Source organism: Kytococcus sedentarius DSM 20547, assembly GCF_000023925.1.
Taxonomy (GTDB): Bacteria; Actinomycetota; Actinomycetes; order Actinomycetales; family Dermatophilaceae; genus Kytococcus; species Kytococcus sedentarius.
The window spans coordinates 601,280-623,019 of sequence record NC_013169.1 but is presented as its reverse complement, the minus strand read 5'-3'; the positions used below and the strand labels follow the sequence as shown (position 1 = coordinate 623,019).

The following is a 21,740-nucleotide window of genomic DNA, read 5'->3' as shown; positions in this document are numbered from 1 at the left end:
TCTCAGCGACACACCCGCCGCAGCGGACCCGATTCCCAGCCACAGGCCCTCATGTCAGTCCTCGGGCTCGGCAGGCTGCGTGCGACAACTGTTCACCCGTTGTACGTCGGAACCGTGAGGGAGAATTGAGCTGTGACTGAGCACATCCCTGAGGCAGAGGCGTACATCCGGTTTCGCCTGGACGAGCTCTCGTCGCGGAACGAGCATCATCGGTTCGAGGAGATCGCTACGCGGGTTGCTCAGAAGCGGATCAGCTCGAACATCTTGATCGCGACCGGGCCTGTCAGTTCGGGCGGCGATCAGCAGCGAGACGCGGAGACGTTCACAACCCGCCTACCAAGCGAGCTGCCGCACTCGGCGGGCTTCGCGGCTGCCGCCGCCACGTCGCCGGTGGTGGTGGCCTGCACCGTCCAAAGCGGAAGCCTGAAGCAGAAGGTTCTCAGTGACCTCGCCGGAATTTGCGCCAACGATGCGGCTGACGTTGACCACGTCGCATTCTTCAGCGTGCACCCCATCTCCGAGGGCGTGACCCACGACGTCCAGCGGACCGCCCGCGAGTCCTACGGAGTGACCCTGGACATCTTCTGCGGCGGCGACATCGCGACGTTCCTCGCCGAGGCCGACTTGGTGTGGGTCGCACGGCACTACCTCGAACTGCCTTCGCATCTGGTCCCCACGCCGGAGGACGAGCCGGCACCGCAGTGGTACGCGGACCTGATCGATGGGTTGCGTCACAACCATGGGCCAGAAGCCCTGACGCCAGCGGTACAAGGCGAGATCACTCACGGACTTCGACACGCGACCTGGGATGAGCACGCGAACGCCGACTTGCCGGAGTGGTTGGACTTCATGGGGGCGTTCCTGGCTGACTCCGCAGACGGCTCGGACACCGAGCTGGTGTTCCGAGCGTGCTACGAGATGGCTATCGCGCGGTTCCGGGGCATGGGCGTCGCAGCCGGAATCGAGGACTTGGTTCGTCGCGCCGTCGACTACGCGTGTACGAGCACCCGGCCGAACATCGTTGACGATGCTGTGACGCTCTGCGCGTACTGGGGGACGATGTGGATGACCGGGGTCGCGAAGGCCGAGGCATCCGAGATCAGTGCTGCGATGCTGCGGCTACGGTCGCACCTCGTCAACCTACTCGACGCCACAGATTCGGTGACGCATCCGGTGCGGTCGGCGACCTTGACGGGAACACTCGCGTTCACCCACCTGGTACCGGACTGGGAGCGCATCGAGACGACTGACGGCAAGCCCCCACCTGCCGCGGTTGCCTCCAACGTCGGAGTGCAACTCGACGAGTTCGCCGTCGATACCTCGGCATTGCCGGTGTCGTACCTGTTCGACTTCGACGCGGCGATGTCCTTTCTGGAGAAGCTGGTCGACCTACTGCCAAGGGCTCGCGCCTACTCGTCCAGCGAACTCGCGCGTCTGTTCACGATGTACGCGCCCGCAGCCTCCGGGCACACCAACTACGAAAAGGTCCGTGACGGCTTCGACATCGTGCTGGCCCAAGTACAGGGCGACTCCGCCACCGCCGAGCGATGCCGCGATCGCGGGATGGCATTCGTGAGGGCCGGTCAGCCCCTGAAGGCTCTGGCCGAACTGCACAACGCGAAAGCACAATGGTTCAACGGGGACACCATCTACGGTGCCATCCTCACGATGCGCTACCTGGGCTCGCTATACGCCGGCCTCGGGCTGATGTACGCGGCCAAGATGTACGCGTGCACCGCCGCCGCCCTGGCCATGATGAGCGACGACATCGACGTGCAGGTGCACGTGCCCAAGGCCCTGCTGGAGACAGCCAAGTACGCCCAGCAGGCCGGCGCCTGGGTCGACGCGGCCCGACTCACCGAAGTCGCACTCCTGGCGCGCGCCCAGATGCTGACCGATCCATTCGACTACGACAAACACCCCGACCTCGCAGCACACGACACCAATGCCACCTTGGAGCTAGCCGGCATCCGCACATTCTGGCCCGAGCTTGAACCACTGATCGAAGCAGCCCTCAAGACGACGAACTGGTACAAACAGTTGGTCGAAGTCATCGAGCACGACGACTCACGGTTCGACATGACCGAGCACGAGTTCCAGGCTCGCGCCGCCGAGGAGCTTGCTGGCCCACTCCTCGGCGATGTCGGCCACAGACGACTCATCGACTTCCAAGCCCTCGGCGTCCGCTGGACCTTCCAGTTCGACAACAACCGAGAGACGGTGTTGACCGCCGAGGGCTTCGTCGCCGCGCTCCAGGTCCTCTTGGCTGACATCGCACCGATGAACCCGGTCCTGATCAAGAGCACAATTCGGGTCACCGTGGACGTGAGACCCGGCGCTAGCCGAGAAGACGACTCGATCGACATCGACGACTCAAGGCCCGAGGTCCTGGCCAACGTTGTCCTATCGAACTCGCTGACGGACCCCGAAGCGCACAACCGGGCGATCCTCGCGATGTGCTACCAACTGCTCCACGCCGTCCATGTCCGCCCACCAGACGAACTCCAGGACCTCCTAGAGCCCTTGTTCAGAGGCGGCCTCATTCACAAGGTGTCTATCGGTCGCCCCTACGAGGAGACCGCCGCCCTACTGGACGACGATCACTACGCCCGATGCGCTGACGCAAGCAGGCCGTCGTCCTCCGACGCCTTCCAACCCACCGAGTGTGAGCACTTGCCGGCCTCAACCGTTACAGGTCCGGGCTATGACCGCGATGAGTCACTTCAGGCCATCCGCGAACGGTACGAAGTTGCCAATGAGGCCCTGCGGTTCACGCTCCCACGGCTGTTGTCTGATCAAGCCGGGCGAGCGACCATCGTGAGGCTACGCAATGATGGTTGGCTCGACTGGCAAATCCTCGTCGCTCTAGTGAACACCTCCATGAACTGGCGGATGAAACGCGCGGGACTACGACCCGGTGTAGGCGACCCCCGGCGAGCGCTCGACCTTGCCCGCGAACCGGAGACATCAGCTTCCCCGACGATGCCCTTATCAGAGTTCACCGACGACGTCGTCGACATGCACATCTTCACTCAGACGGTGTCAGTCGCCCGCCGGTGGAACCTCCGCGGACGGCCCGAAGCTCCCGGTGAGAACGCGATGCGTGACCTCCTGACCCGCCGGTACCGATACGCCACCGATGACATCCCACACCGTGACCTACTCGACTGCATCGACAAGGACGGAAACCTGCTCACACTGCTCGACATCCCCGCCGACCACGGCGACGACGGCCACCGCGTCCGCGATGCCAACGGGCCCGCCTAGATTCTCTCGACAACGGCCGAATCCGGGAGTGCCCATGAACATGGAGCCGCGGGTAGCACACTCGACCACCCTCAAGTGGAAGGGAGCACGCCTGTGGATGTGAGTTCGAGCATGTGCTCCGTTGTGATCTGAGGGTCCCGTGCTTCACGTCTACCTCGATCAGTTCGCATGGATCGGTCTCGCCAGAGCAGCGCATGGCCGGCCGGACGGCGCGCGCTACCGCGATGCACTCGAGATGTGCCGGGCCGCAAGGGCGCACGAAGTGGCATCGTTCCCCCTCGATCTGTATCGGTACTGGGAGACAGCCAAGAACCACAACGACGGCTCCAGGAACCGCCTGGTCGACACGATGATCGAGCTGTCCGACTTCGACGCCATCACCACACCCAAGCAACTTCTTCAGTACGAGATCGACATCGCCCTACGCGCCCGTTTCGGACGGCCAAACGATGTGACTGCGCCTCGCGTCTTCGGACGAGGCATCGCGCACCTGACTGCCGGCGGCGTCCACAACTCCAAGAGGCGGACCGACCAACGGACGGCCTCCGAAGACAAGAGCAGCGACCTCCGAACTCCGATCGACCGCCCGCTCGAAGAGCTACTGCTGCGCGCAGGTCCAAGCACTCACGCACGCGCGGGCCTACCACTCGACTTAGTCAACTGGGGTGGCTTGTTCGTGCGGCACGAAGTTAGCGTCGCTGAGGAGATCGCGCGGCGGAAGGTGCCGCGCGCTGAGTTGCTTCCTGCGGTCGTCCACTCGGACTTCAACGATATCGCCCCGGCCATCCGTGAGCGGGTCACGGCCGCGGGCATCAGCGCCACGGAAGTGACCGAGACTTTGGGTGGAGTTGGCCTGCTCCAACTCGTTGAGTCCCTTCCCACCCGCCGGGTGACGAACGCTCTGCGAGTGAGCAAGCACCTCCATCCGCGTTCGCACCAGAAGTGGAAGGCGAACGACTTCATCGACGTCGTCCAACTTCCCGTCCCCGCGGTCTACTGCGACGTGGTGTTCACCGAGCAACAGTGGGTCCGAGCCTTGACGCGGGAGAAGGACGGCAGGCTCGATGAGCGGTTCGACACCAAGCTCATCTTCGAACCCGAACAGCTGGTCGAGGTGCTGGTCGCCGCGAGTCTGTGACGGCGAAGGTGATGACCCTGGTCCATCGACGGGAGCGACAGGTGACTACGGTGCCGAGCGCGCAGACTGGTTCACCGCGAGTTGACGGCGCCCGCTGGAGCGAATCTCGACACCCTTGGCGGCTAGCGCTCTTCTCACCGCCTGCTGACTGACCCCGAACCGCAGCCCCACCTCCATGAGCGTCAAGCCGCCGGAGTACAACTCAACAGCTTCTGCGAGGTGGCGCTCATCGAGACCGAGCCTGCGGATCGGGACCGAGCGGCGGACAAGATGCGCGGCAGCCGTACGGCGATGGATGCCGAACCGCTCACCCAGGTCCACCAGCGTCGCGCCCTCCTCGTAGAGGGCCACCAGCTCGTCCACCTGCGCCGGGCTCAGAAAGGTTTGAGTCATCCCAACAGCGCGCAGCATGCGCCCTCGCGAGTCCACTACGGACGGCTCTATCGGTCTCCGATCTCGTCGGTAGACCCCCCGCGACCTGCGAGAAGCCACCGTTTTCAAGGCCGGGCAGGGGTTCTCGAACTCTCTACGGAGGTCCACCGAAGGTCCTCGATCACCGCTCGGGTCGCGAGGCGTTCGCCCCAGCGTGGGTCGCCCCCCACGGACGACGGGACACACGCGACCCGCACCCTCGCCACCGGTCACCCGAATTGCAGGCCCAACGCGAATCCTGGTCCCGCCGCCACCCGCTCTCCACCAAGAGCTCATCAAGTGGGCAGCCTGTACAACCGGCCTCCTCCTCCTCGGCGCCTGCGCGTGTCCGGCGACGAGCGTGCTCCACGGAGCACACCCGCTCCCGAGGCCCGCAGACCGCACCCCGCGTGACGTCATCGCGGGGCTCGAGAGTTTTCAGCACGCCTGATGACGCGTCGCTCCCGCCGAGAGGACGGCGCGCAGTGGGGACCAGGACGGACGAGCCCCCATACTGACGCGATGACGGACGTTGCGAACCATCCCGACGAGAACCACGCCGAGGAGGAGATCCGCTCCGAGTACCACGAGGTCCGTCAGGAGGGGGCGGAACGGCTCCACCGTTCCTGGCGGGCCTTGGTGGCCACCGGCCTGCTCGGCGGCATCGAGATCGGCCTGGGCGTGCTCGCCTACATCGCCACCCTCGACGCCACGGACAGCCACCTGCTGGCCGGGCTGGCCTTCTCCATCGGACTGGTCGCCATCCTCCTGGCCCACAGCGAGCTCTTCACCGAGGGCTTCCTGTACCCCGTGATCGGGGTGCTCGCCGGGGAGGGCTCGGTCGGCCAGCTGCTGCGCCTGTGGGGGATCACGCTGGTGACGAACCTCGTCGGCGGCTGGCTGGTGATGTGGCTGGTGGTGCTGGGCTTCCCGGACCTGCACGGCACGCTCGTGGAGTCCGCCCGGCACTTCGTGGAGGTGCCGCTGTCCGCCAAGGGCGCCGCCCTCGCCCTCCTTGGCGGCCTGGTCATCACGTTGATGACCCGCATGCACGCCGGCAGCGAGAGCGACTTCGGCAAGATCACGGCCTCCGTGGCCTGCGGCTTCCTCCTGGCCGGGCTGAGCCTGTTCCACTCGGTGCTGGACTCGATCATCATCTTCGGCGCCCAGCACACCGGCGCCGAGGGCGTGGGTTGGGGCGCGTGGTGGAACTGGTTCTGGTGGACCGCCCTGCTCAACCTCGTCGGCGGGGTCGTGGGCGTCACCGCGCCCCGCGCCGTGCGCGCCAGCGAGGTGCACACCGACCCGGCCGAGGCCTGAGGCCCGCCAGCTCCCCGCCTCAGTCGTGGGCGATGAGGCCCGCGCGGTCCGCCCAGACCGCCACCTGGGTCCGGTTCTCGCAGCCCCACTTGCGCTGCACCTCGGCCAGTTGGGTCTTCACCGTCGCCTCGCTGACGAACAGGCGGGCCGCGATCTGCGGAGTCGTCAGCCCCTCGCCGACCAACGCCGCGACCTGACGCTCACGCTCCGTGAGACCGGCCGCCAGTTCGCGGGCCCTGCTGGCCAGGTCGGCCCGTGACCCGGGTCCCACGAGGCGGACCAGCGAGCGGGCGCTCGTCGGGGAGAGGGGGCTGTGCCCCGCAGCGGCCGAGCGCACGGCGTCGATGATCTGCCGCGGGTCCTCCGCCTTGAGCAGGAAGCCGTCCGCTCCGGCGCCCAGGGCCCGCACCACCGTGTCGTCCCCCTCGAACGTGGTCATCACGACGATGGCAGGGCGGCTCGCCCGGGCGGCGAGCTGGCGGGTGGCCTCGATGCCGTCCAGCACGGGCATGCGGATGTCCAGCAGCACCACGTCGGGCCGGTGGGCGTCCACCGCACCCTGCACCTGCGCCCCGTCGTGGACGGCAGCGACGACCACGAGGTCAGGGGTGGTGTGCAGGATCGAGGTCAGACCGGCACACAAGAGCCGGTCGTCATCCACCACCAGAACCTTGGTCGGAGGGCCCTCGGCGGCGGTGCGTGGCATGGCGCACAGGGTAGGCGGCCCCACCGACGACCTCCGCCGCGGGCGAGCTCATTCCCCCTGGCGGCCACGCCACGGGAGCCAGGCACGGGCCCGGAAGACCCCGCCCGCTGGGCCGGCTTCGACACTCCCGCCGAGGAGCTCCGCCCGCTCCCGGACCCCGGCCAACCCCGCGCCCCCCGCACGCGGGACCCCCTCGAGGCGGTTCACCGTCTCCACACTGACCCCGTGCAGGGGCGATCCCTCCACCACCAGACGGACCGGGACGCCCGGGGCGTGCTTCCGCGCATTCGTGAGCAGTTCCTGGACGATGCGGTACACCGCCCGGGACAGCGCCTCGTCCGCCCCCTCGACGTCGTGGAGGTACACGGTGGCGACGACGGGGTCCCCCGCCGCGGCCACCTCGTCGATCACGGACGGGAGGTCGACCAGCGAGGGGGCGGGCGAACCGTCTGGGTCCTCCCTGAGGATGCCGACCAGGGACCGCAGGTCGTCCATCGCCTGACGGGCTCCCTGCCGCACCAGGGCGGCGCTGCGCGAGACCTCCTCGTCGCGCCCCTCGGCCTGCAGCTCCAGCGCGCCAGCATGCACTGACAGGAGCGACAACCGGTGCCCCAGGGTGTCGTGGACCTCTCGTGCGATGCGCTCTCGCTCCACCTGGCGCCCGAGCTCAGTGCGTGTGTGGTCCCGCTCCCCCTCTGCGCGGGCAGTGCGCGCCCGGGCCGCAGCCCCCTCCCGGCGTGAACGGACCGCCTGCGCGAGCGTGCCCACGAGGGTCATCAGCAGCGCCGTGAGGGCGACCGCGAACCACCAGGGGAGGGGGTCGCTGGACTGCGGCGCCTGCTGCCCCTCGGCGGGGGCGTGGAGGAGGAGCTTGAACAACGACCCCTTGTCCGTGGCCTGGATGCTGTCGCGCCACACGATCCACCACATCCCCACCGCCGTGAGCAGCCCGATCACCGGCACGTCACCACCGTCGGCGGAGTCATCCGCCCTCGCGGGCGCGTAGACGATGGCCAGCGCCCAGGCCACCACGGGGACGAACCACCCCAGCGGCCACAGGAGGGACGCGAGGGACGTGCCGTACCCGACAGCCACCGGACGCGCCCGCACTGCCAGGAGGAGCGCCGGTTGTCCCAGCACCCCTAGGCACCCGATGATCAGCCACATCATCCAGGCCGTTGCCTCCTGACCCGCCCGCTCGAAGGCGAGCCCGATGCTGAGCGTCGCGCAGAGCACCCCCAGCACCACGGTGGGGAGCATCATCGCCCACCACGCCACCCGCCGCCGGCCCCGCAGGGCGGCGGCCGTCGTCCGCATTGTCATGGCGCCACCGTAGGCGTCCGCACCGACGATCTCCTCCGCCAACCGGGTGGCCCGTGGTGGGCCGGGTTCCCCCCATCGGGCAGTCATCGCCAGCCGATCGGGCGAGGTGCGGACCCGGTCCGGGCACGTGTGATGGGTCCACCCCGGAGCAACCGGGGCCACCACCGTGGAGGAGAGACCATGAGCACACAGACCCCGCCGCCCCCGCAGGACGGACCCCAGCACGACCACTACGGACAGCACGGGCAGCACTCTGCGTGGCAGGCCGCCCCGACCCCTCCCCGCCGCCGCAACTGGTTCCGCCGGCACAAGTTCCTCACTGCCCTGCTCGCGATCGTGGCCCTCGTGGGGCTGACCCAGCTCGGTGGGGGGAATGACGATGCGGCCCCCAGCGCCAGCAACTCCCCCACGAAGGAGGCTGCCTCCGCCGCGGAGACGGGTCAGGATGCCGAGCCGGCGGGCGACGGCGGCGATCAGGAGCCGGCTGCCGACGAGCAGGCCGATCAGGAACCCGCCGACGAGGAGCAAGCCGAGGAGGCACCGGCACCCGCCCAGGACGACGCGCCGGGGGTGGGCGACCCGGTCTCGGCCGGCGACTTCGAGTACACGGTCACCAAGGTGACCCCCGGCGTGAAGCAGATCGGTGACTCGACCTTCGGCCAGAAGCCGCAGGGCCAGTTCGTGCTCGTCAAGCTCTCGGTGACGAACACGGGGTCGGAGGCCCAGATGTTCAACGACAGCGAGCACAAGCTGGTGGACACCGAGGGCCGCGAGCACTCCGCTGACGGGGAGGCTGCCATCTACGTGCCGGGCAACGACTCGTTCCTCGAGGACGTCAACCCGGGCAACACCCTCAAGGGCACCATCGTCTTCGACGTCCCCGCCGACGCCAAGCCCCAGGAGCTCAAGCTCATGGGCCCGGGCTTCTGGGACCCGGCCGAGGTGGTCGTCTCGGTGCGCTGACCCGCCAGCTCCCCGCCTCAGCCCCCGGGCAGGTCGACCCGCACGATGCGGTCGTCCCCGTCCCGGGGGCTCCCTCGTCCGTCCGTGTTGTTCGTGACCACCCACACCGCACCGTGCGGAGCGGCCACGACGTCGCGGAGACGTCCCAGTCCCTCGAGCACCACGCGGGCCTTCCCGGGGCCGTCGACCGGCACGGCCCGGAGCGACTCCCCCCGCAGCCCCGCCATCAGCACCCGGCCATCGCGCACGAGGATGCCGCTGGGGCTGGCCTCGGCCGGCTCGAACTGGGCGATGGGGTCGGTGAACCCCTCGCCGCCGTCGCCGGACATCCCCTCCACCTCGGGCCACCCGTAGTTCGCCCCGGGCTCGATGCTCGTCATCGCTGCGGAGCACCCAGCGAGGAGGACGGGACACACGACCGCCCCGGCGCGCACCCTCGCACTGCGACGGGCGGCCGGGACGGTCGTCATGTCAGCTCAGTGCTGCTCGTTGGGGTCGTCGTCCGCGTCGTCCTTCGTCGGGTGCAACGTGCCCTTCACGTGGTCCGGCGGGCCGTACAGCGAGTACAGCTTCAGCGGCTCGTCACCGGTGTTGGTGAAGTTGTGCCACTGGCCGGCCGGGACGATGGCCACCCAGTCGTCGCCGATGGTCTCGTCGAAGGAGAGGTCGTCCTTCGCGGGGCCCATCTGGGCGCGCGCCTGGCCCTGCTCCACACGGATGAACTGGTCGTGGTCGTCGTGCATCTCCAGACCCACCTCGCCGCCCGGCGGGATGGTCATCACGGTCATCTGCAGGAACTCCCCGGTCCACAGCGTGGCGCGGAAGTTCTCGTTGGCCAGCGTGGCCTCCTCGATGTTCACCGTGTACGGCTTCGGGCCGTGGTCACTCAGGTCAGCCATGGCTGTCTCCTCCTGCGTCGATGACGGGTTCACCCCCATGATGCCGCCCCCCACCGACAACGTCACGAGGGGGCTGTGTCAGGCACCCTGCCCCACGGAGGGACGGCGCTCCATCGGCGTGTGGGCGATGCCGTCCCAGTCGAAGTCCGGCCCCGTGCGCACGAACCCGAAGCGCTCGTACCAGCCGGCCAGGTGGGACTGGGCCTCGAGCTCCAGTGTCCGCCGGCCGCGCCGCTCGAGGACCCAGCCCATCAGCTCGGCCGCCAGCCCCGTCCCGCGGTGGTCGGGCGCGGTCACCACCCGCCCGATCACCAGCGGCCCCGCCGGCCCGTCGGCGTCCAGGAGCCGCAGCGTCGAGGCCACCTGACCGTCCCGCTCCACCCAGACGTGGGTCGTGGTGGGCTCCAGGTCGAGCCCGTCGACCTCCGGGTAGGGGCACTCCTGCTCCACCACGAACACGTCCACGCGCAGCTTCAGCAGGCCGTGGAGCTGGGCAGCAGAGAGATCCGGTCCGGGGCAAGCGATCACGTTCAGCATCCCGCCATCCTCCCGCACCCCTGCCGGTAGGGCGATCGCCCCGGTTACCGACCCGCGGGCCACGCCGCCCGGCGCTACCCTCGATGGGGTGAGCACGCCCCCCGAGGTCCCCTCCCCCGCAGAGGCCCGCGAGCACGCCCTCGCGGCTCTCCGGGAGGTCGCGTACCTGTACGAGCGCGCCCGGGAGTCGTCCCACCGCATCGGCGCCTACCGCCGCGCCGCCGAGACCGTGGAGAGGTTGGACGACCACAAGTTCGCCGACCACGTGGCCGCGGACTCGTGGCAGTCGCTGGACGGCATCGGGTCCTCCACGGCCGGGGTCCTGCGGGAGGCGGTCTCGGGGAAGGTGCCGGCCAAGGTCGTGGCAGCGCGCCGCGACCACGGCGGCCCGCTGCTGGAGATGACCGAGGCCGGGGAGGCGCTCCTGCACCGGCTGCGGGGCGACCTCCACAGCCACACCACCGACAGCGACGGCGGGTCGCCGTTGGTGGACATGGCCCGCACCGCCGACGACCTGGGGCGGGAGTACCTCGCGGTCACCGACCACTCCCCCCGGCTGCGCGTGGCCAACGGGCTCTCGGCCGAGCGCCTGGTCGCGCAGCGCGACACCGTGGCGGAGGTCCGCGAGCGCATGGAGGACGAGGGGCGGTCGATCGAGCTGCTGCACGGCATCGAGGTCGACATCCTGGACGACGGCGCGCTGGACCAGCACGAGGACCTGTTGGCGGTCCTCGACGTGCGGGTGGCCAGCGTGCACTCGAAGCTCCGCATGCCCGCGCGGCAGATGACCCCGCGCCTGCTCGCCGCGGTGGAGAACCCGCTCACCTCGGTGCTGGGGCACTGCACCGGCCAGCTGGTGACCGGCTCCCGGGGCACCCGTCCCCCCAGCGAGTTCGACGCCCGGGAGGTGTTCGCGGCCTGCGCCGAGCACGAGGTGGCGGTGGAGATCAACGCCCGCCCGGAGCGCAGCGACCCGCCGGACGAGCTGCTGGCCCTGGCCCTGGAGCTCGGGTGCCTGTTCAGCATCGACAGCGACGCCCACGCCCCGGGCCAGCTGGACCTGCTCCGCTTCGGCGCCCAACGCGCGGCCGATGCGGGGGTGCCGCCCGAGCGCATCGTCACCACCTGGCCCGCCCAGGAGGTCCGCGCCTGGGCCGCTGGGCGGCTCTGAGGTGCGTACACTGTGCGCGTCCTGCCCACGGGTGGGACGGGTCCCCATCGTCTAGCGGCCTAGGACCCCGGCCTTTCACGCCGGTAACGCGGGTTCGAATCCCGTTGGGGATGCTCTCGGCCACCCGCCCCACCGGGGCGCAGGGCCGGGCAACGGGAAGCCCGCAGGAGCAGAATCCGCACTATCAGGCCGATTTGGCGGTGCGCCCGCTGTTGCGTATGATTCCCCAGTCGCACGGCAACACAGTGCGAGTGCAAGGCCTCGTGGCGCAGTTGGTTAGCGCGCCGCCCTGTCACGGCGGAGGTCGCGGGTTCGAGTCCCGTCGAGGTCGCAGGAACGATGATCGTCGATCGTCGCCCTGGCCAGATAGCTCAGTTGGTAGAGCGTTCGACTGAAAATCGAAAGGTCGGCGGTTCGACCCCGCCTCTGGCCACAGCCACCATCGTGAGGAACGCCGCCCCGTCGCCGACGGGGCGGCGTTCCTGTGTGTGAGGCCCTCCTGACCCCGCGGAGGGACCGGAGGGGCACCCCCCGTTGACTACCCTGTGCGCATGGCGAATCTCAACGAGTGGATCACCTCTGTCATCGAAGCCCTGGGAGGACCGGGCCTGGCACTGATGATGCTGCTCGAGACCGTCTTCCCCCCGATCCCGAGCGAGCTGGTGCTCCCGCTGGCCGGGTTCACCATCGGGCAGGGTCAGATGGGGTGGCTCGAGGTGATGCTGTGGACCACCTCGGGCTCCGTCGCCGGTGCGGTGTTCCTGTACGCCGTGGCCCGGGCCTTCGGGCGTGAGCGCACCATCCGCTGGATGGCCAAGCTGCCGCTGGTGGAGGAGAACGACGGTGACGCCGCCCACCGGTGGTTCGACAAGTACGGCAAGGTAGCGGTCCTCACCGGGCGCTGCGTGCCGGGCGTGCGCAGCCTCATCTCCATCCCGGCCGGCACCTCCCAGATGCCCTTCGGCACCTTCTTCTTCTACACGCTGCTCGGCTCCTCGGCGTGGAACGCGCTGCTGGTGACCCTCGGCTACGTCCTGGGCTCCAACTGGCATGCGGTGGAGGGCACCGTCAGCATCATCAGCAAGATCGTGCTCGCGCTGCTCGTGCTGGGTGTGCTGTGGTTCGTCTACAAGCGGGTGAGCGCGCGGCGCGCGGCCCGCTGACCCCTCCCCCTGCGCGAGGACGGCCGGTGCCCGGGGGCGCCGGCCGTCCTCGTGTGTGGGACGTGCGATCAGGCACCCAGGGCGTGGCGCACCATCTCCCGCAGCACCGGCAGGCCGTCGGCGGAGAGCACGGACTCCGCGTGGCCCTGGATGGTCGCGACCCCCGGCCCTCGCAGGCCGCGCACGGCGCCGCTCCCGGGCTCGGCAGTGACCTCCAGCTCCCGTCCGGCCACCCGCACCCCGCCCGCGGCCGGGCCCCGTGCGACGAAGGTGTTGTAGAAGCCGATGCGGGCCGGCAGGCCGAACCAGTCCACCTCGAGCTGCACCCCTTGGTGCGGCTCGTCGAGGCGCTCGATGGGCAGGCCGGCCAGGTGCGCGAGCACCTGGTGGCTCAGGCAGACCGCCACCAGCGCCCCACCGGCCTCCAGGCGCGCGGAGACCAGCTCGTGGAGCCGCGCGATGCGGGGTTGCGTCAGGTCCGTCGGGTCACCCGGGCCGGGGCCGCTGAGCACCAGGTCGGGCGCGGCGGGGCCCGCCACGTCGTCCAGCGTGACCTCGTTCCACCGCTTCACCCGGCCCACCATGCCGAGGTGCCGCAGCTGGTGCACCAGCATCTGCGTCCACGCGTCCTCGGCGTCGATCACCAGCACCGAGGCGCCGGCGACCCCCTCGACGTGCGTGGGCGCCTGCGGGGCGAGCCAGAAGGGCGACAACCGGTCGTTGCGCGCGGCCAGTGCCGCCGAGACGCCCGGGAGCCCCGCGAGGTCCGGCGCCGCGCCCCGGGGCCGCTGCGGGCGCAGGCCCATCGCGGCCAGCATCCCGGTGGCCTTCACCGCGGTCTCGGCCACCTCCGCCTCCGGCGAGCTGTGGCGCACCAGCGTCGCCCCAGCCGAGACGCTCACCGTGCCGTTGTGGGGCAGCTGCGCCGTGCGGATGATGATGGGGGCGTCCAGTCGCTCGCGGCCCGCCTCGTCACGGTCGAGCAGGGCCAGGACGCCCGAGTAGTAGCCACGGCCGGTCGGCTCGTGCCGGTGGATCACCGTGCAGGCGTTCTCCATCGGCGACCCGGTGACCGTGGGGGCGAACATCGTCTCCCGCAGGACCTCCCGCGGGTCCATCTCCGTCTGCCCGTCGAGCACGTACTCGGTGTGGGTGAGGTGCGCCATCTGCTTGAGCTGCGGCCCCGTCATCCGGCCGCCGCTGGAGCAGACGCGGGCCATCATCTTCATCTCCTCGTCCACCACCATGAAGAGCTCCTCGGTCTCCTTGGTGTCCTCGAGGAAGCCCCGGAAGGCGCTGACGAGCTCCCCGGGCGAGGCGTGCTCCCCGTGGCGGAAGGTCCCCGAGATGGGGTTCATGACGGCCCAGCCGTCGGCCACCCCGACGTGGCGCTCCGGCGACGCACCCACCAGCGTGTGGCCCGGCGTGTGCACCACGAAGGTCCAGTGGGCGCCGGCCTCCTGGTCCATCAGTGCCCGGAACCAGCCCAGCGCAGCCGTAGCCGGCGCGGCGTCGACGTCGGCCACCACGTCGCGGCGGATCACGAAGTTGGCTCCCTCGCCCCGGCCGATCTCGTCGGTGATCACGCGGCGCACCATCGCGGCGTAATCGGCATCCGAGACGCTCATGCGCTCCCCGGTCACTGCCGGCGCCGTGGGCACCAGGCGCGCGAGGGCGTCGAGCACCCCATCGACCTCGAGGCGCTGCGCACGCTCCGGGAGGAGCACCCGCAGCGGCGCTCCGTCGTCGTGGGCCGCGAAGCCACGCTCCGCCACCTGGCGGTAGGGGACCATCGCCAGCACCGGGAGCTCCCCGGGGGAGGGGATCTCGGCCAGCCGGTCGAGGTCCTGCACCTGCCCGGTGAGGAGCAGCACGTGCGCCGGGTCCTCGGCGCGGTGGATCAGCGCGAACGGCGGGGCGTGCTCACCCAGCAGGGGCGCCAAGAGCTCTGCGGACACCGCGGGCTCTGCGGGCACTGCGGGCTCCACGGACGCGGGCTCACCGGCCCCGCCGTCCTCCGGCGCGATGGGGGTCCCCTCCACCTCAGAAGGCGCGCTGGGTCAGCGACCCGACGGTGCGGGGGGCGCGGTCGGCGGTCGTCTGCAGCTCGGTCGCCACGGCGTCGACGTCGTCGATGGCCTCGACGGCCACGACGTGCGGCACCTGCTCCACGTGGGTGATGAGGTCCTCGACGTCGAACTGGTCGTTCGCGCGCACCACGATCGTCATGTGGGAGACGCCCTTCTGCAGGGTGGGGGCGGCCGCGAGGTACTGGATGTTCGCGTCCCGGGTGGCGAACAGGCCACAGACCTTGGTGAGGACGCCGGGGTGGTTCTCAGCGGTGACGGACAGTGCGTGGCGCTTCATGGCGACCTCCGGGTCTCGAGGGGTCCCGCCGGCCGGCGGGACCTCAGTCAACCACCCGCGCCACGCCGCGAGAACCCGCACCCCGGGGACAGTGACGGAGTTCACGGTCGGCCCTCCAGGCACCCGGGGCGGGCACGGCGCAGCGCCGGTGGACAACGCTTGCCATACTGGGGCCATGGCCGATCACTATGACGTCGTTGTCCTTGGCGCGGGCCCCGGTGGCTACGTCGCCGCCATCCGTGCCGCCCAGCTCGGCAAGAAGGTTGCCGTCATCGAGAAGAAGTACTGGGGCGGTGTCTGCCTGAACGTCGGCTGCATCCCGTCCAAGGCGCTCCTGCGCAACGCGGAACTCGCGTACACGCTGACCAAGGAGAAGAAGACCTTCGGCATCGAGGGCGACGCCACCATGTCCTATGGGCCGACCCACTCGCGTAGCCGCAAGGTCTCCGAGGGCATCGTCAAGGGCGTCCACTTCCTCATGAAGAAGAACAAGATCACCGAGATCGACGGCTGGGGCACCATCCAGTCCGACTCGACCGTCTCGGTGGACCTCAACGACGGCGAGACCCAGGAGGTCACCTACGACCACCTCATCATCGCCACCGGCGCGACCACCCGGATGATCCCCGGCGTCGAGCTCAGCGAGAACGTCGTCACCTACGAGGAGCAGATCCTCGACGAGGAGCTGCCCGAGTCGATCATCATCGCCGGCTCCGGCGCCATCGGCGTGGAGTTCGCCTACGTGATGGCGAACTTCGGGGTGAAGGTGACCATCGTGGAGTTCCTGGACCGCATGGTGCCCACCGAGGACGAGGAGATCTCCAAGGAGCTCCTCAAGCACTACAAGAAGCTCGGCGTGGACGTGAAGCTCTCCACCAAGGTGGAGAAGGTCGAGGACACCGGCTCGGGCGTGAAGGTCACCGTGAGCAAGGACGGCTCCGAGGAGGTCCTCGAGGCCGACCGCCTGCTCTCGGCGATCGGGTTCGCCCCCCGCATCGAGGGCTACGGCCTGGAGAACGTCGGGGTCGAGACCACCGAGCGCGGTGCCATCGACATCGACCAGTGGGGCCGGACAGCGGTGGAGAACATCTACGCCATCGGTGACGTCACCGGGAAGTTGATGCTCGCCCACACTGCCGAGGCCATGGGCGTCGTCGCCTCCGAGCGCATCGCCGGTGCCGACACGATGCCGGTGGAGTTCGACTTCATCCCGCGCGCCACCTACTGCCAGCCGCAGATCGCGTCGTTCGGCTACTCCGAGGCCCAGGCCAAGGAGAAGGGCTACGACGTGAAGGTCTCGAAGTTCCCCTTCTCCGCCAACGGGAAGGCGATGGGCTTCGGCGATGCCCGCGGGTTCGTCAAGGTGGTGGCCGACGCCGAGCACAACGAGATCATCGGCGCCCACATGATCGGCCCGGAGGTCACCGAGTTGCTGCCGGTGCTGACCCTGGCCCAGAAGTGGGACCTCACCGCCGACGAGGTGGCTCGCAATGTGTTCGCCCACCCGACGCTGTCCGAGTCGGTCAAGGAGGCCGTCGAGGGCATCGCCGGCCACATGATCAACCTCTGAGTTCACCCTCTGGGCACCCGCCCAGCACGATGCCCCGTCCACCGGTTGGTGGGCGGGGCGTCGTCGTGCGAAGGGGCCCAGCCCAGGTGGCCGCCCACCGAGGCGTGGCCCCGTTCCGAGAGCGCGCCGGACTGAGGCGCACCAGGCAGCCTGCGCATAGGATCGCCGGAGCACCCCAGATGTCAGGAGACGACGTGCCCAAGACCCCCGCAGCAAGCCCCGACGCCCCGGCGTTCGACCTGGTGATGGTCGGTGGCGACATCGGCGTCTATGCCCTCGCCCGCGCCTTCAACGATCGCTACGGCACGATCCCCACGGTCGTCTCCCGCGTCGAGACCGGGCCGGTGATGCGCTCGGAGATCATCAACCACCACCTCATCGGCGAGGACAAGACCTCCGACGACACCATCGACGAGCTGGTGCGCATCGGCAGGAAGCACCACGGCCGCCACCCGCTGGTGCTGCTGACCAACCAGGACACGATCGTCCGCATGGTGATGGAGCGCGTCGACGAGCTCGCGCCGTACTACACGATCCCCATGCCCGGCGTGGACCTGCTGGACCGCATCAGCGACAAGGTCGAGTTCGCCCAGGCATGCGCCGAGCTGGACATCCCCCACCCCGCCACGCAGGTGCTCGACTTCGCCGGCTCCGACGGTGCGGACTGGGCCGCGCCGGCCGTGGAGCAGCCCTTCCCCGTGGTGGCCAAGCCCGCAACCACCAGCCAGTACGAGACCCTCAAGTTCGCCGGCAAGAAGAAGGTCTACTTCCTGGACACCCAGGAGCAGTACGACGACATGGTCCGCGTCCTGCGCGCCGCGGGCTTCACCGGTCAGTTCCTCGTGCAGCAGCTCATCGGTGGCGACGACACCTACATGCGCTCGGTGACCGCCTACCGCGACCGCAACGGCGAGACCACCCTGCTGTGCAGCGCCCACGTGCTGCTGGAGGAGCACTCCCCCACCGCCCTGGGCAACCCGGCGGCCATGTTCACCACCGCCCTGCCCGACCTGTGGGACTCGGCGGTGAAGTTCCTGGACCACATGGACTACCAGGGCTTCGCGAACTTCGACGTGAAGGTCGACCCGCGCGACGGCACCGGCTACTTCCTGGAGATGAACTCCCGCATCGGCCGCAACAACTACTACGTGACCGCCGCCGGCGCGAACGTCGCCGAGTTCGTGGTGACCGACGTGGTCGAGAACAAGCGCCACACCCCGGTGCGGGTGGAGAACGAGATCCTCTACACGGTCCTGTTCAAGCCCTTCCTCATGCGCTACGTGCTGGACCCCGAGCTGCGCCGCCGGGTCAACGCGGCCGCCCGCAACGGCATCCACCACCCGCTGTGGAACCCCCGCAAGGACTCGCTGTGGCGCCAGGGCTACACCGTGGTCGCCATGCTCAACCACGTCCGCAAGTTCCTGAAGTACTACCCGAAGCCCAGCTCGCACGGCTTCTGATCCCCCGGCCCGATGGGGTGAGCCGCCCGGCGTGGGCGGCTCACCCCATCGGGCGTCTCAGGGGGCGTCCACCCAGCGCTCGTCGCCGGGCACGAGCACGCCCCCACCCCCGGTGGCCACGGCCACGGCCGAGGCGAGCGCGTCCTGCTGGTCGGGCGGGGTGGCGACGTGGAGGGTCGCCCGCTCGGCGTAGTCGGTGCCGGTGACCACGAACCCGGCCACCCGCAGGTCGTTCTCGATGCGGCCCGCCTCGGCGTGCGCGACGACCAGCGAGTGCTCGCACACCAGGCGGCGCTCGCGCGGGCGAGCGTCCTCCAGGGCCGCGCGCACCGCGTCCCCGTAGGCGCGCACGAGCCCGCCGGCGCCCAGCTTGGTGCCACCGAACCAGCGGGTCACCACCGCCGTGACGTCGCGGTAGCCCGAGCCGCGCAGCACGTCGAGCATGGGGGTGCCGGCGGTGCCGGCGGGCTCCCCGTCGTCGTTGGAGCGCTCGATGCGGCCGTCGGGCCCGAGCACGAACGCGCTGCAGTGGTGCCGCGCGTCGTGGTGGGTGCGGCGCTCGGCCTCGATGACGGCGCGCGCGGCCTCCTCGGAGTCGCTGGGCGCGATGCGGCACACGAAGCGTGAGTTCTTCTCCTCGATCTCGCCATGGGCGTCGCGGGCGAGGGTGCGGTAGGAGGTGACGGGCATGGCCTCAGGGTAGGCGGCGACTGCCAGCCGTCGGGGGCGCGTCCACGAACCCGGTTCTACTACGCGATATCGGAGTTCTAGGATGGGCGCCATGACCACGCACCACTCTGCCCGCGCCCGCCGCACCCGCGCCCTCGCCGCCGTGGGGGCGGCGGCCCTGACGTGCACGTTCGCCGCACCTGCCGGGGCCCACGACGTGCTGGAGGGTGCCGAGCCCAGCGCCGGGGAGACCCTCACCGAGGCCCCCGACGAACTGGTCCTGACCTACAGCGACGCCGTGCAGCAGGTGGGCAACCGCGTCTCCGTGACCGACTCCGCCGGCGAGGTCGTGGCCGAGGGCGAGCCCACCGCCGACGGGTCGGTCGTGACCTTCGACCTGCCCGAGGATCTCGCGGACGGCAGCTACACGACCACCTGGCGGGTGGTCTCCTCCGACGGGCACCCGATCTCCGGCACCACGGACTTCACCGTGGCAGCCGACAGCGACGATGCGGGGAGCTCGCCCGCGGAGAGCTCGGAGCCTGCCGAGTCGAGCGGGGCGCCGAGTGGGAGCTCCGAGCCCGCCGGGTCCCCCTCGTCCGAGCCGACCGCAGCGCCGAGCGACTCCGCCTCCACCGAGCCCACCGAGAGCACCACGACCGAGGCCACCGGCACCCCCTCGGACGAGGCGGGCTCCGACGCACAGGACTCCGACCAGGACTCCAGCGGCGGCCTGAGCACCACCGGCTGGGTGGGCCTGGGTGCCCTGGCCCTGGTGCTGCTCGCCGGAGGGGCGCTCCTGCTGCGCCGCTGAGCGCGGTCCGGGTGCCCCCGGGGGGCCGGACCGGGGCAACGGCCGGGGAATTGTTCTCGACCTGTGACCTTCTGGGCCTGTCGAGCGGCCCGTGCCCGTGGAACACTGACCGGCATGACTGACAACGTTGTGGCGACCACGACCCACGCGGCCGCGCCGGAGTCCGCTACCCACGGGGGCGACGACGAGGGCATCAAGAAGCACCGCATGAGCCCCGCGGTCCACGCGGCCCTGTTCATCCTGCTGGGCATCATCGTGAGCCTGGTCATCATCGGCATCTGGCCCCTGATGGAGATCCTCGGCAACGACGTGGACACCAGCAAGCCCTGACCCTCCGACCGGGCTCTGCTGCCCGCGAGCCCACCCGCCGGGCCGGGGGTCGGTGTTGTAAACTCTGCGACACGACATATACGAACCCCGGGGCCGCTACGCCTCGCACGACACTCGCGTGACGCCGCACCGTTCAGGACTGATGACGCCACGCGATTGACATGTGTAGCGCGATGCCGCTCCGCCAGACCGGTTAGGGGGTCACGCCATGGGGCGCGGCCGAGCCAAGGCAAAGCAGACCAAGGTTGCTCGGGAGCTGAAGTACTACTCCCCCGACACCGACCTGAGCGCGCTGGAGAGGGAACTGCGCGCCTCGTCGGACCGCGAGTCCTCCCGCAACGGGTACTCCAGCTCCTCCGACGACGAGGACGACGAGGACCGCTGGCCGGCCAACGACCGCTGACCAGCAGTCCCCACACCGCGAACGCCCCCGCTCACCGGGGGCGTTCGCGCGTCCGGGGGCCCATCCGGAGGTCCGATGCCGGCCCGATGCCCGCCTCAGGCGTGGTCGCCCACCAGCGCCGCGGCCCCGCCCTCGACGCCCTTGGCCCCGGTCACCCAGTCACCGGTCGCGACCTGGGCACCCAGTCCCGCCTCGGCCGACCCGTGGACCTCACCGGCCACCCAGGCATCGATGCCGTGACCCGCCAACAGCTCGACCGCCGTGTCGACGGACTCCTGCGGCAGCAGCGCCACGAACCCGACGCCCTGGTTCAGGGTCTTCTCCAGGTCGGCACGGTCGACCCCGCCCCAGCGCTGCACCGCATCGAACACCGGGGCCGGCGCCCAGGTGGAGCGGTCGAGCGCGGCGTACAGGCCCTGCGGCATCACGCGGGCGAGGTTCGCGGCCAGCCCGCCGCCGGTCACGTGGCTCAGGGCGTGCACGCGCGTCGCCCGGATCACCTCGAGCAAGGGCAGTGAGTAGATGCGCGTGGGCTCGAGCAGCTCCTCGCCGAGGGTGCGGCCGAACTCCGGCACCTCCTCCTCCAGGGAGAGCCCGGCGTGCTCGACCACACGGCGCACCAGCGAGAAGCCGTTGGAGTGCAGGCCCGAGGAGGCGATGCACAGCACGGCGTCGCCCTGCGCCACCCGCTCTGGGCCGAGCACGTCCGGCGCGTCCACCACGCCGGTCGCCGCGCCGGCCAGGTCGTACTCGTCCGGCGCCATGAGCCCCGGGTGCTCGGCCGTCTCCCCGCCCACCAGCGCCACCCCGGCGAGCTCGCACCCGCGGGCGATGCCGGAGACGATCGCCGCGATCCGCTCCGGGACCACCGAGCCGGTGGCGATGTAGTCGGTCATGAACAGCGGCTCCGCGCCGCAGACCACGATGTCGTCGACGACCATCGCCACCAGGTCCTGCCCGATGGTGTCGTGCCGGTCGAGCGCGCGGGCGATGGCGATCTTCGTGCCCACCCCGTCGGTGGAGGTGGTGAGCAGCGGCCGGGACATGCCCTGAAGGGCGGAGGCGTCGAAGAGGCCCGCGAAGCCACCGAGCCCGCCGACCACCTCGGGGCGGGTCGCCCGGGCGACGGAGGACTTCATCAACTCGACGGCGCGGTCGCCGGCCTCGGTGTCGACGCCGGCCTGGGCGTAGGTGATGCCGGGGGTGTTCTGCGGGGTGTTCATGAGGAC

The 21,740-nt window shown here is 70.1% G+C and carries 21 protein-coding genes and 3 tRNA genes; 14 read left to right on the top strand and 10 right to left on the bottom strand.

The annotated features are described in order from the left end of the window. The first annotated feature begins 132 nt into the window (after nucleotides 1-132). Nucleotides 133-3,267 (top strand): hypothetical protein, encoded by a 3,135-nt coding sequence (locus KSED_RS03035; protein ID WP_012802109.1) that lies wholly within the window; start codon nucleotides 133-135, stop codon nucleotides 3,265-3,267. Nucleotides 3,268-3,406: 139 nt separating this feature from the next. After that, a complete protein-coding gene (locus KSED_RS03030) occupies nucleotides 3,407-4,405 on the top strand; it encodes a hypothetical protein (RefSeq protein WP_012802108.1) in 999 nt (332 codons plus the stop codon). Between the two features lie 45 nt (nucleotides 4,406-4,450). Here the strand turns inward: KSED_RS03030 and KSED_RS03025 are convergent, their stop codons facing one another. Further along, nucleotides 4,451-4,816, bottom strand: coding sequence for a helix-turn-helix domain-containing protein (locus tag KSED_RS03025; protein ID WP_012802107.1), 366 nt, complete (start codon nucleotides 4,814-4,816; stop codon nucleotides 4,451-4,453). A gap of 522 nt (nucleotides 4,817-5,338) precedes the next feature. Between KSED_RS03025 and KSED_RS03020 the strand changes: the two genes are divergently transcribed. Then, nucleotides 5,339-6,136 (top strand): formate/nitrite transporter family protein, encoded by a 798-nt coding sequence (locus KSED_RS03020; protein ID WP_012802106.1) that lies wholly within the window; start codon nucleotides 5,339-5,341, stop codon nucleotides 6,134-6,136. A 19-nt stretch (nucleotides 6,137-6,155) separates the two neighbouring features. On the opposite strand, the gene KSED_RS03015 is transcribed toward KSED_RS03020, so the two are convergent. Together KSED_RS03015 and KSED_RS13425 are read right to left on the bottom strand one after the other, a co-directional pair. Next, the gene (locus tag KSED_RS03015) at nucleotides 6,156-6,842 is read right to left on the bottom strand and encodes a response regulator (protein WP_012802105.1); all 687 of its coding nucleotides are present in this window, start codon (nucleotides 6,840-6,842) and stop codon (nucleotides 6,156-6,158) included. Nucleotides 6,843-6,890: 48 nt separating this feature from the next. After that, entirely contained in the window at nucleotides 6,891-8,165 is a 1,275-nt protein-coding gene (locus KSED_RS13425) for a sensor histidine kinase (RefSeq protein ID WP_049758305.1), read from the bottom strand. A 180-nt stretch (nucleotides 8,166-8,345) separates the two neighbouring features. On the opposite strand from KSED_RS13425, the gene KSED_RS13420 reads away from it, so the two are divergent. Further along, nucleotides 8,346-9,128, top strand: coding sequence for a DUF4352 domain-containing protein (locus KSED_RS13420; protein WP_012802103.1), 783 nt, complete (start codon nucleotides 8,346-8,348; stop codon nucleotides 9,126-9,128). A 17-nt stretch (nucleotides 9,129-9,145) separates the two neighbouring features. Here the strand turns inward: KSED_RS13420 and KSED_RS03000 are convergent, their stop codons facing one another. From KSED_RS03000 to KSED_RS02990, 3 genes are all read right to left on the bottom strand, one after another. Continuing rightward, a complete protein-coding gene (locus tag KSED_RS03000; protein WP_049758304.1) occupies nucleotides 9,146-9,508 on the bottom strand; it encodes a PQQ-dependent sugar dehydrogenase in 363 nt (120 codons plus the stop codon). 96 nt (nucleotides 9,509-9,604) lie between these two features. Further along, complete coding sequence (locus KSED_RS02995; RefSeq protein WP_012802102.1) at nucleotides 9,605-10,027, bottom strand: cupin domain-containing protein; 423 nt, start codon at nucleotides 10,025-10,027, stop codon at nucleotides 9,605-9,607. 78 nt (nucleotides 10,028-10,105) lie between these two features. Beyond that, the gene (locus tag KSED_RS02990) at nucleotides 10,106-10,564 is read right to left on the bottom strand and encodes a GNAT family N-acetyltransferase (RefSeq protein ID WP_012802101.1); all 459 of its coding nucleotides are present in this window, start codon (nucleotides 10,562-10,564) and stop codon (nucleotides 10,106-10,108) included. 88 nt (nucleotides 10,565-10,652) lie between these two features. On the opposite strand from KSED_RS02990, the gene KSED_RS02985 reads away from it, so the two are divergent. The 5 genes from KSED_RS02985 (at nucleotide 10,653) to KSED_RS02965 (ending at nucleotide 12,898) form a co-directional block, all read left to right on the top strand. Continuing rightward, entirely contained in the window at nucleotides 10,653-11,735 is a 1,083-nt protein-coding gene (locus KSED_RS02985; protein WP_012802100.1) for a PHP domain-containing protein, read from the top strand. 40 nt (nucleotides 11,736-11,775) lie between these two features. Continuing rightward, nucleotides 11,776-11,848, top strand: a tRNA-Glu gene (locus tag KSED_RS02980). A gap of 144 nt (nucleotides 11,849-11,992) precedes the next feature. Then, a tRNA-Asp gene (locus tag KSED_RS02975) sits at nucleotides 11,993-12,066 on the top strand. Between the two features lie 29 nt (nucleotides 12,067-12,095). Then, a tRNA-Phe gene (locus tag KSED_RS02970) sits at nucleotides 12,096-12,168 on the top strand. A gap of 118 nt (nucleotides 12,169-12,286) precedes the next feature. Continuing rightward, nucleotides 12,287-12,898: a DedA family protein gene (locus KSED_RS02965; protein WP_041291152.1), complete on the top strand. Its 612-nt coding sequence runs from the start codon at nucleotides 12,287-12,289 to the stop codon at nucleotides 12,896-12,898. A gap of 68 nt (nucleotides 12,899-12,966) precedes the next feature. Here the strand turns inward: KSED_RS02965 and KSED_RS02960 are convergent, their stop codons facing one another. Continuing rightward, complete coding sequence (locus KSED_RS02960) at nucleotides 12,967-14,856, bottom strand: chorismate-binding protein (RefSeq protein ID WP_049758602.1); 1,890 nt, start codon at nucleotides 14,854-14,856, stop codon at nucleotides 12,967-12,969. Between the two features lie 85 nt (nucleotides 14,857-14,941). Beyond that, complete coding sequence (gene ilvN / locus KSED_RS14475) at nucleotides 14,942-15,265, bottom strand: acetolactate synthase small subunit (RefSeq protein WP_012802097.1); 324 nt, start codon at nucleotides 15,263-15,265, stop codon at nucleotides 14,942-14,944. A gap of 175 nt (nucleotides 15,266-15,440) precedes the next feature. Here ilvN and lpdA point away from each other — a divergent pair, with 175 nt between their 5' ends. Both lpdA and KSED_RS02945 read left to right on the top strand, forming a co-directional pair. Further along, nucleotides 15,441-16,835, top strand: coding sequence for a dihydrolipoyl dehydrogenase (gene lpdA, locus KSED_RS02950; RefSeq protein WP_012802096.1), 1,395 nt, complete (start codon nucleotides 15,441-15,443; stop codon nucleotides 16,833-16,835). Nucleotides 16,836-17,029: 194 nt separating this feature from the next. After that, entirely contained in the window at nucleotides 17,030-18,295 is a 1,266-nt protein-coding gene (locus KSED_RS02945; protein WP_012802095.1) for a carboxylate--amine ligase, read from the top strand. Between the two features lie 57 nt (nucleotides 18,296-18,352). Here the strand turns inward: KSED_RS02945 and KSED_RS02940 are convergent, their stop codons facing one another. Continuing rightward, a complete protein-coding gene (locus KSED_RS02940; RefSeq protein ID WP_012802094.1) occupies nucleotides 18,353-18,985 on the bottom strand; it encodes an IMPACT family protein in 633 nt (210 codons plus the stop codon). Between the two features lie 91 nt (nucleotides 18,986-19,076). On the opposite strand from KSED_RS02940, the gene KSED_RS13415 reads away from it, so the two are divergent. The 3 genes from KSED_RS13415 (at nucleotide 19,077) to KSED_RS02925 (ending at nucleotide 20,511) form a co-directional block, all read left to right on the top strand. Continuing rightward, the gene (locus KSED_RS13415) at nucleotides 19,077-19,778 is read left to right on the top strand and encodes a copper resistance CopC family protein (protein WP_012802093.1); all 702 of its coding nucleotides are present in this window, start codon (nucleotides 19,077-19,079) and stop codon (nucleotides 19,776-19,778) included. A 114-nt stretch (nucleotides 19,779-19,892) separates the two neighbouring features. Further along, a complete protein-coding gene (locus KSED_RS02930; RefSeq protein ID WP_143827332.1) occupies nucleotides 19,893-20,108 on the top strand; it encodes a hypothetical protein in 216 nt (71 codons plus the stop codon). A gap of 208 nt (nucleotides 20,109-20,316) precedes the next feature. Further along, a complete protein-coding gene (locus tag KSED_RS02925; protein ID WP_012802091.1) occupies nucleotides 20,317-20,511 on the top strand; it encodes a DUF3073 domain-containing protein in 195 nt (64 codons plus the stop codon). 95 nt (nucleotides 20,512-20,606) lie between these two features. Here KSED_RS02925 and purM read toward each other — a convergent pair whose 3' ends face one another. Then, on the bottom strand, nucleotides 20,607-21,734 hold the full coding sequence (gene purM, locus KSED_RS02920) for a phosphoribosylformylglycinamidine cyclo-ligase (protein WP_012802090.1): 1,128 nt from the start codon (nucleotides 21,732-21,734) through the stop codon (nucleotides 20,607-20,609). Nucleotides 21,735-21,740: the final 6 nt, after the last annotated feature.

Excerpts from the sequence above, each read along its gene's own strand:
- KSED_RS03025 (WP_012802107.1), bottom strand. The coding sequence starts at position 4,816 with ATGCTGCGCGCTGTTGGGATGACTCAAACCTTTCTGAGCCCGGCGCAG.
- KSED_RS03020 (WP_012802106.1), top strand. The coding sequence starts at position 5,339 with ATGACGGACGTTGCGAACCATCCCGACGAGAACCACGCCGAGGAGGAG.
- KSED_RS03015 (WP_012802105.1), bottom strand. The coding sequence starts at position 6,842 with ATGCCACGCACCGCCGCCGAGGGCCCTCCGACCAAGGTTCTGGTGGTG.
- KSED_RS13425 (WP_049758305.1), bottom strand. The coding sequence starts at position 8,165 with ATGACAATGCGGACGACGGCCGCCGCCCTGCGGGGCCGGCGGCGGGTG.
- KSED_RS13420 (WP_012802103.1), top strand. The coding sequence starts at position 8,346 with ATGAGCACACAGACCCCGCCGCCCCCGCAGGACGGACCCCAGCACGAC.
- KSED_RS03000 (WP_049758304.1), bottom strand. The coding sequence starts at position 9,508 with ATGACGAGCATCGAGCCCGGGGCGAACTACGGGTGGCCCGAGGTGGAG.
- KSED_RS02995 (WP_012802102.1), bottom strand. The coding sequence starts at position 10,027 with ATGGCTGACCTGAGTGACCACGGCCCGAAGCCGTACACGGTGAACATC.
- KSED_RS02990 (WP_012802101.1), bottom strand. The coding sequence starts at position 10,564 with ATGCTGAACGTGATCGCTTGCCCCGGACCGGATCTCTCTGCTGCCCAG.
- KSED_RS02965 (WP_041291152.1), top strand. The coding sequence starts at position 12,287 with ATGGCGAATCTCAACGAGTGGATCACCTCTGTCATCGAAGCCCTGGGA.
- ilvN (WP_012802097.1), bottom strand. The coding sequence starts at position 15,265 with ATGAAGCGCCACGCACTGTCCGTCACCGCTGAGAACCACCCCGGCGTC.
- lpdA (WP_012802096.1), top strand. The coding sequence starts at position 15,441 with ATGGCCGATCACTATGACGTCGTTGTCCTTGGCGCGGGCCCCGGTGGC.
- KSED_RS02940 (WP_012802094.1), bottom strand. The coding sequence starts at position 18,985 with ATGCCCGTCACCTCCTACCGCACCCTCGCCCGCGACGCCCATGGCGAG.
- KSED_RS13415 (WP_012802093.1), top strand. The coding sequence starts at position 19,077 with ATGACCACGCACCACTCTGCCCGCGCCCGCCGCACCCGCGCCCTCGCC.
- KSED_RS02930 (WP_143827332.1), top strand. The coding sequence starts at position 19,893 with ATGACTGACAACGTTGTGGCGACCACGACCCACGCGGCCGCGCCGGAG.
- KSED_RS02925 (WP_012802091.1), top strand. The coding sequence starts at position 20,317 with ATGGGGCGCGGCCGAGCCAAGGCAAAGCAGACCAAGGTTGCTCGGGAG.
- purM (WP_012802090.1), bottom strand. The coding sequence starts at position 21,734 with ATGAACACCCCGCAGAACACCCCCGGCATCACCTACGCCCAGGCCGGC.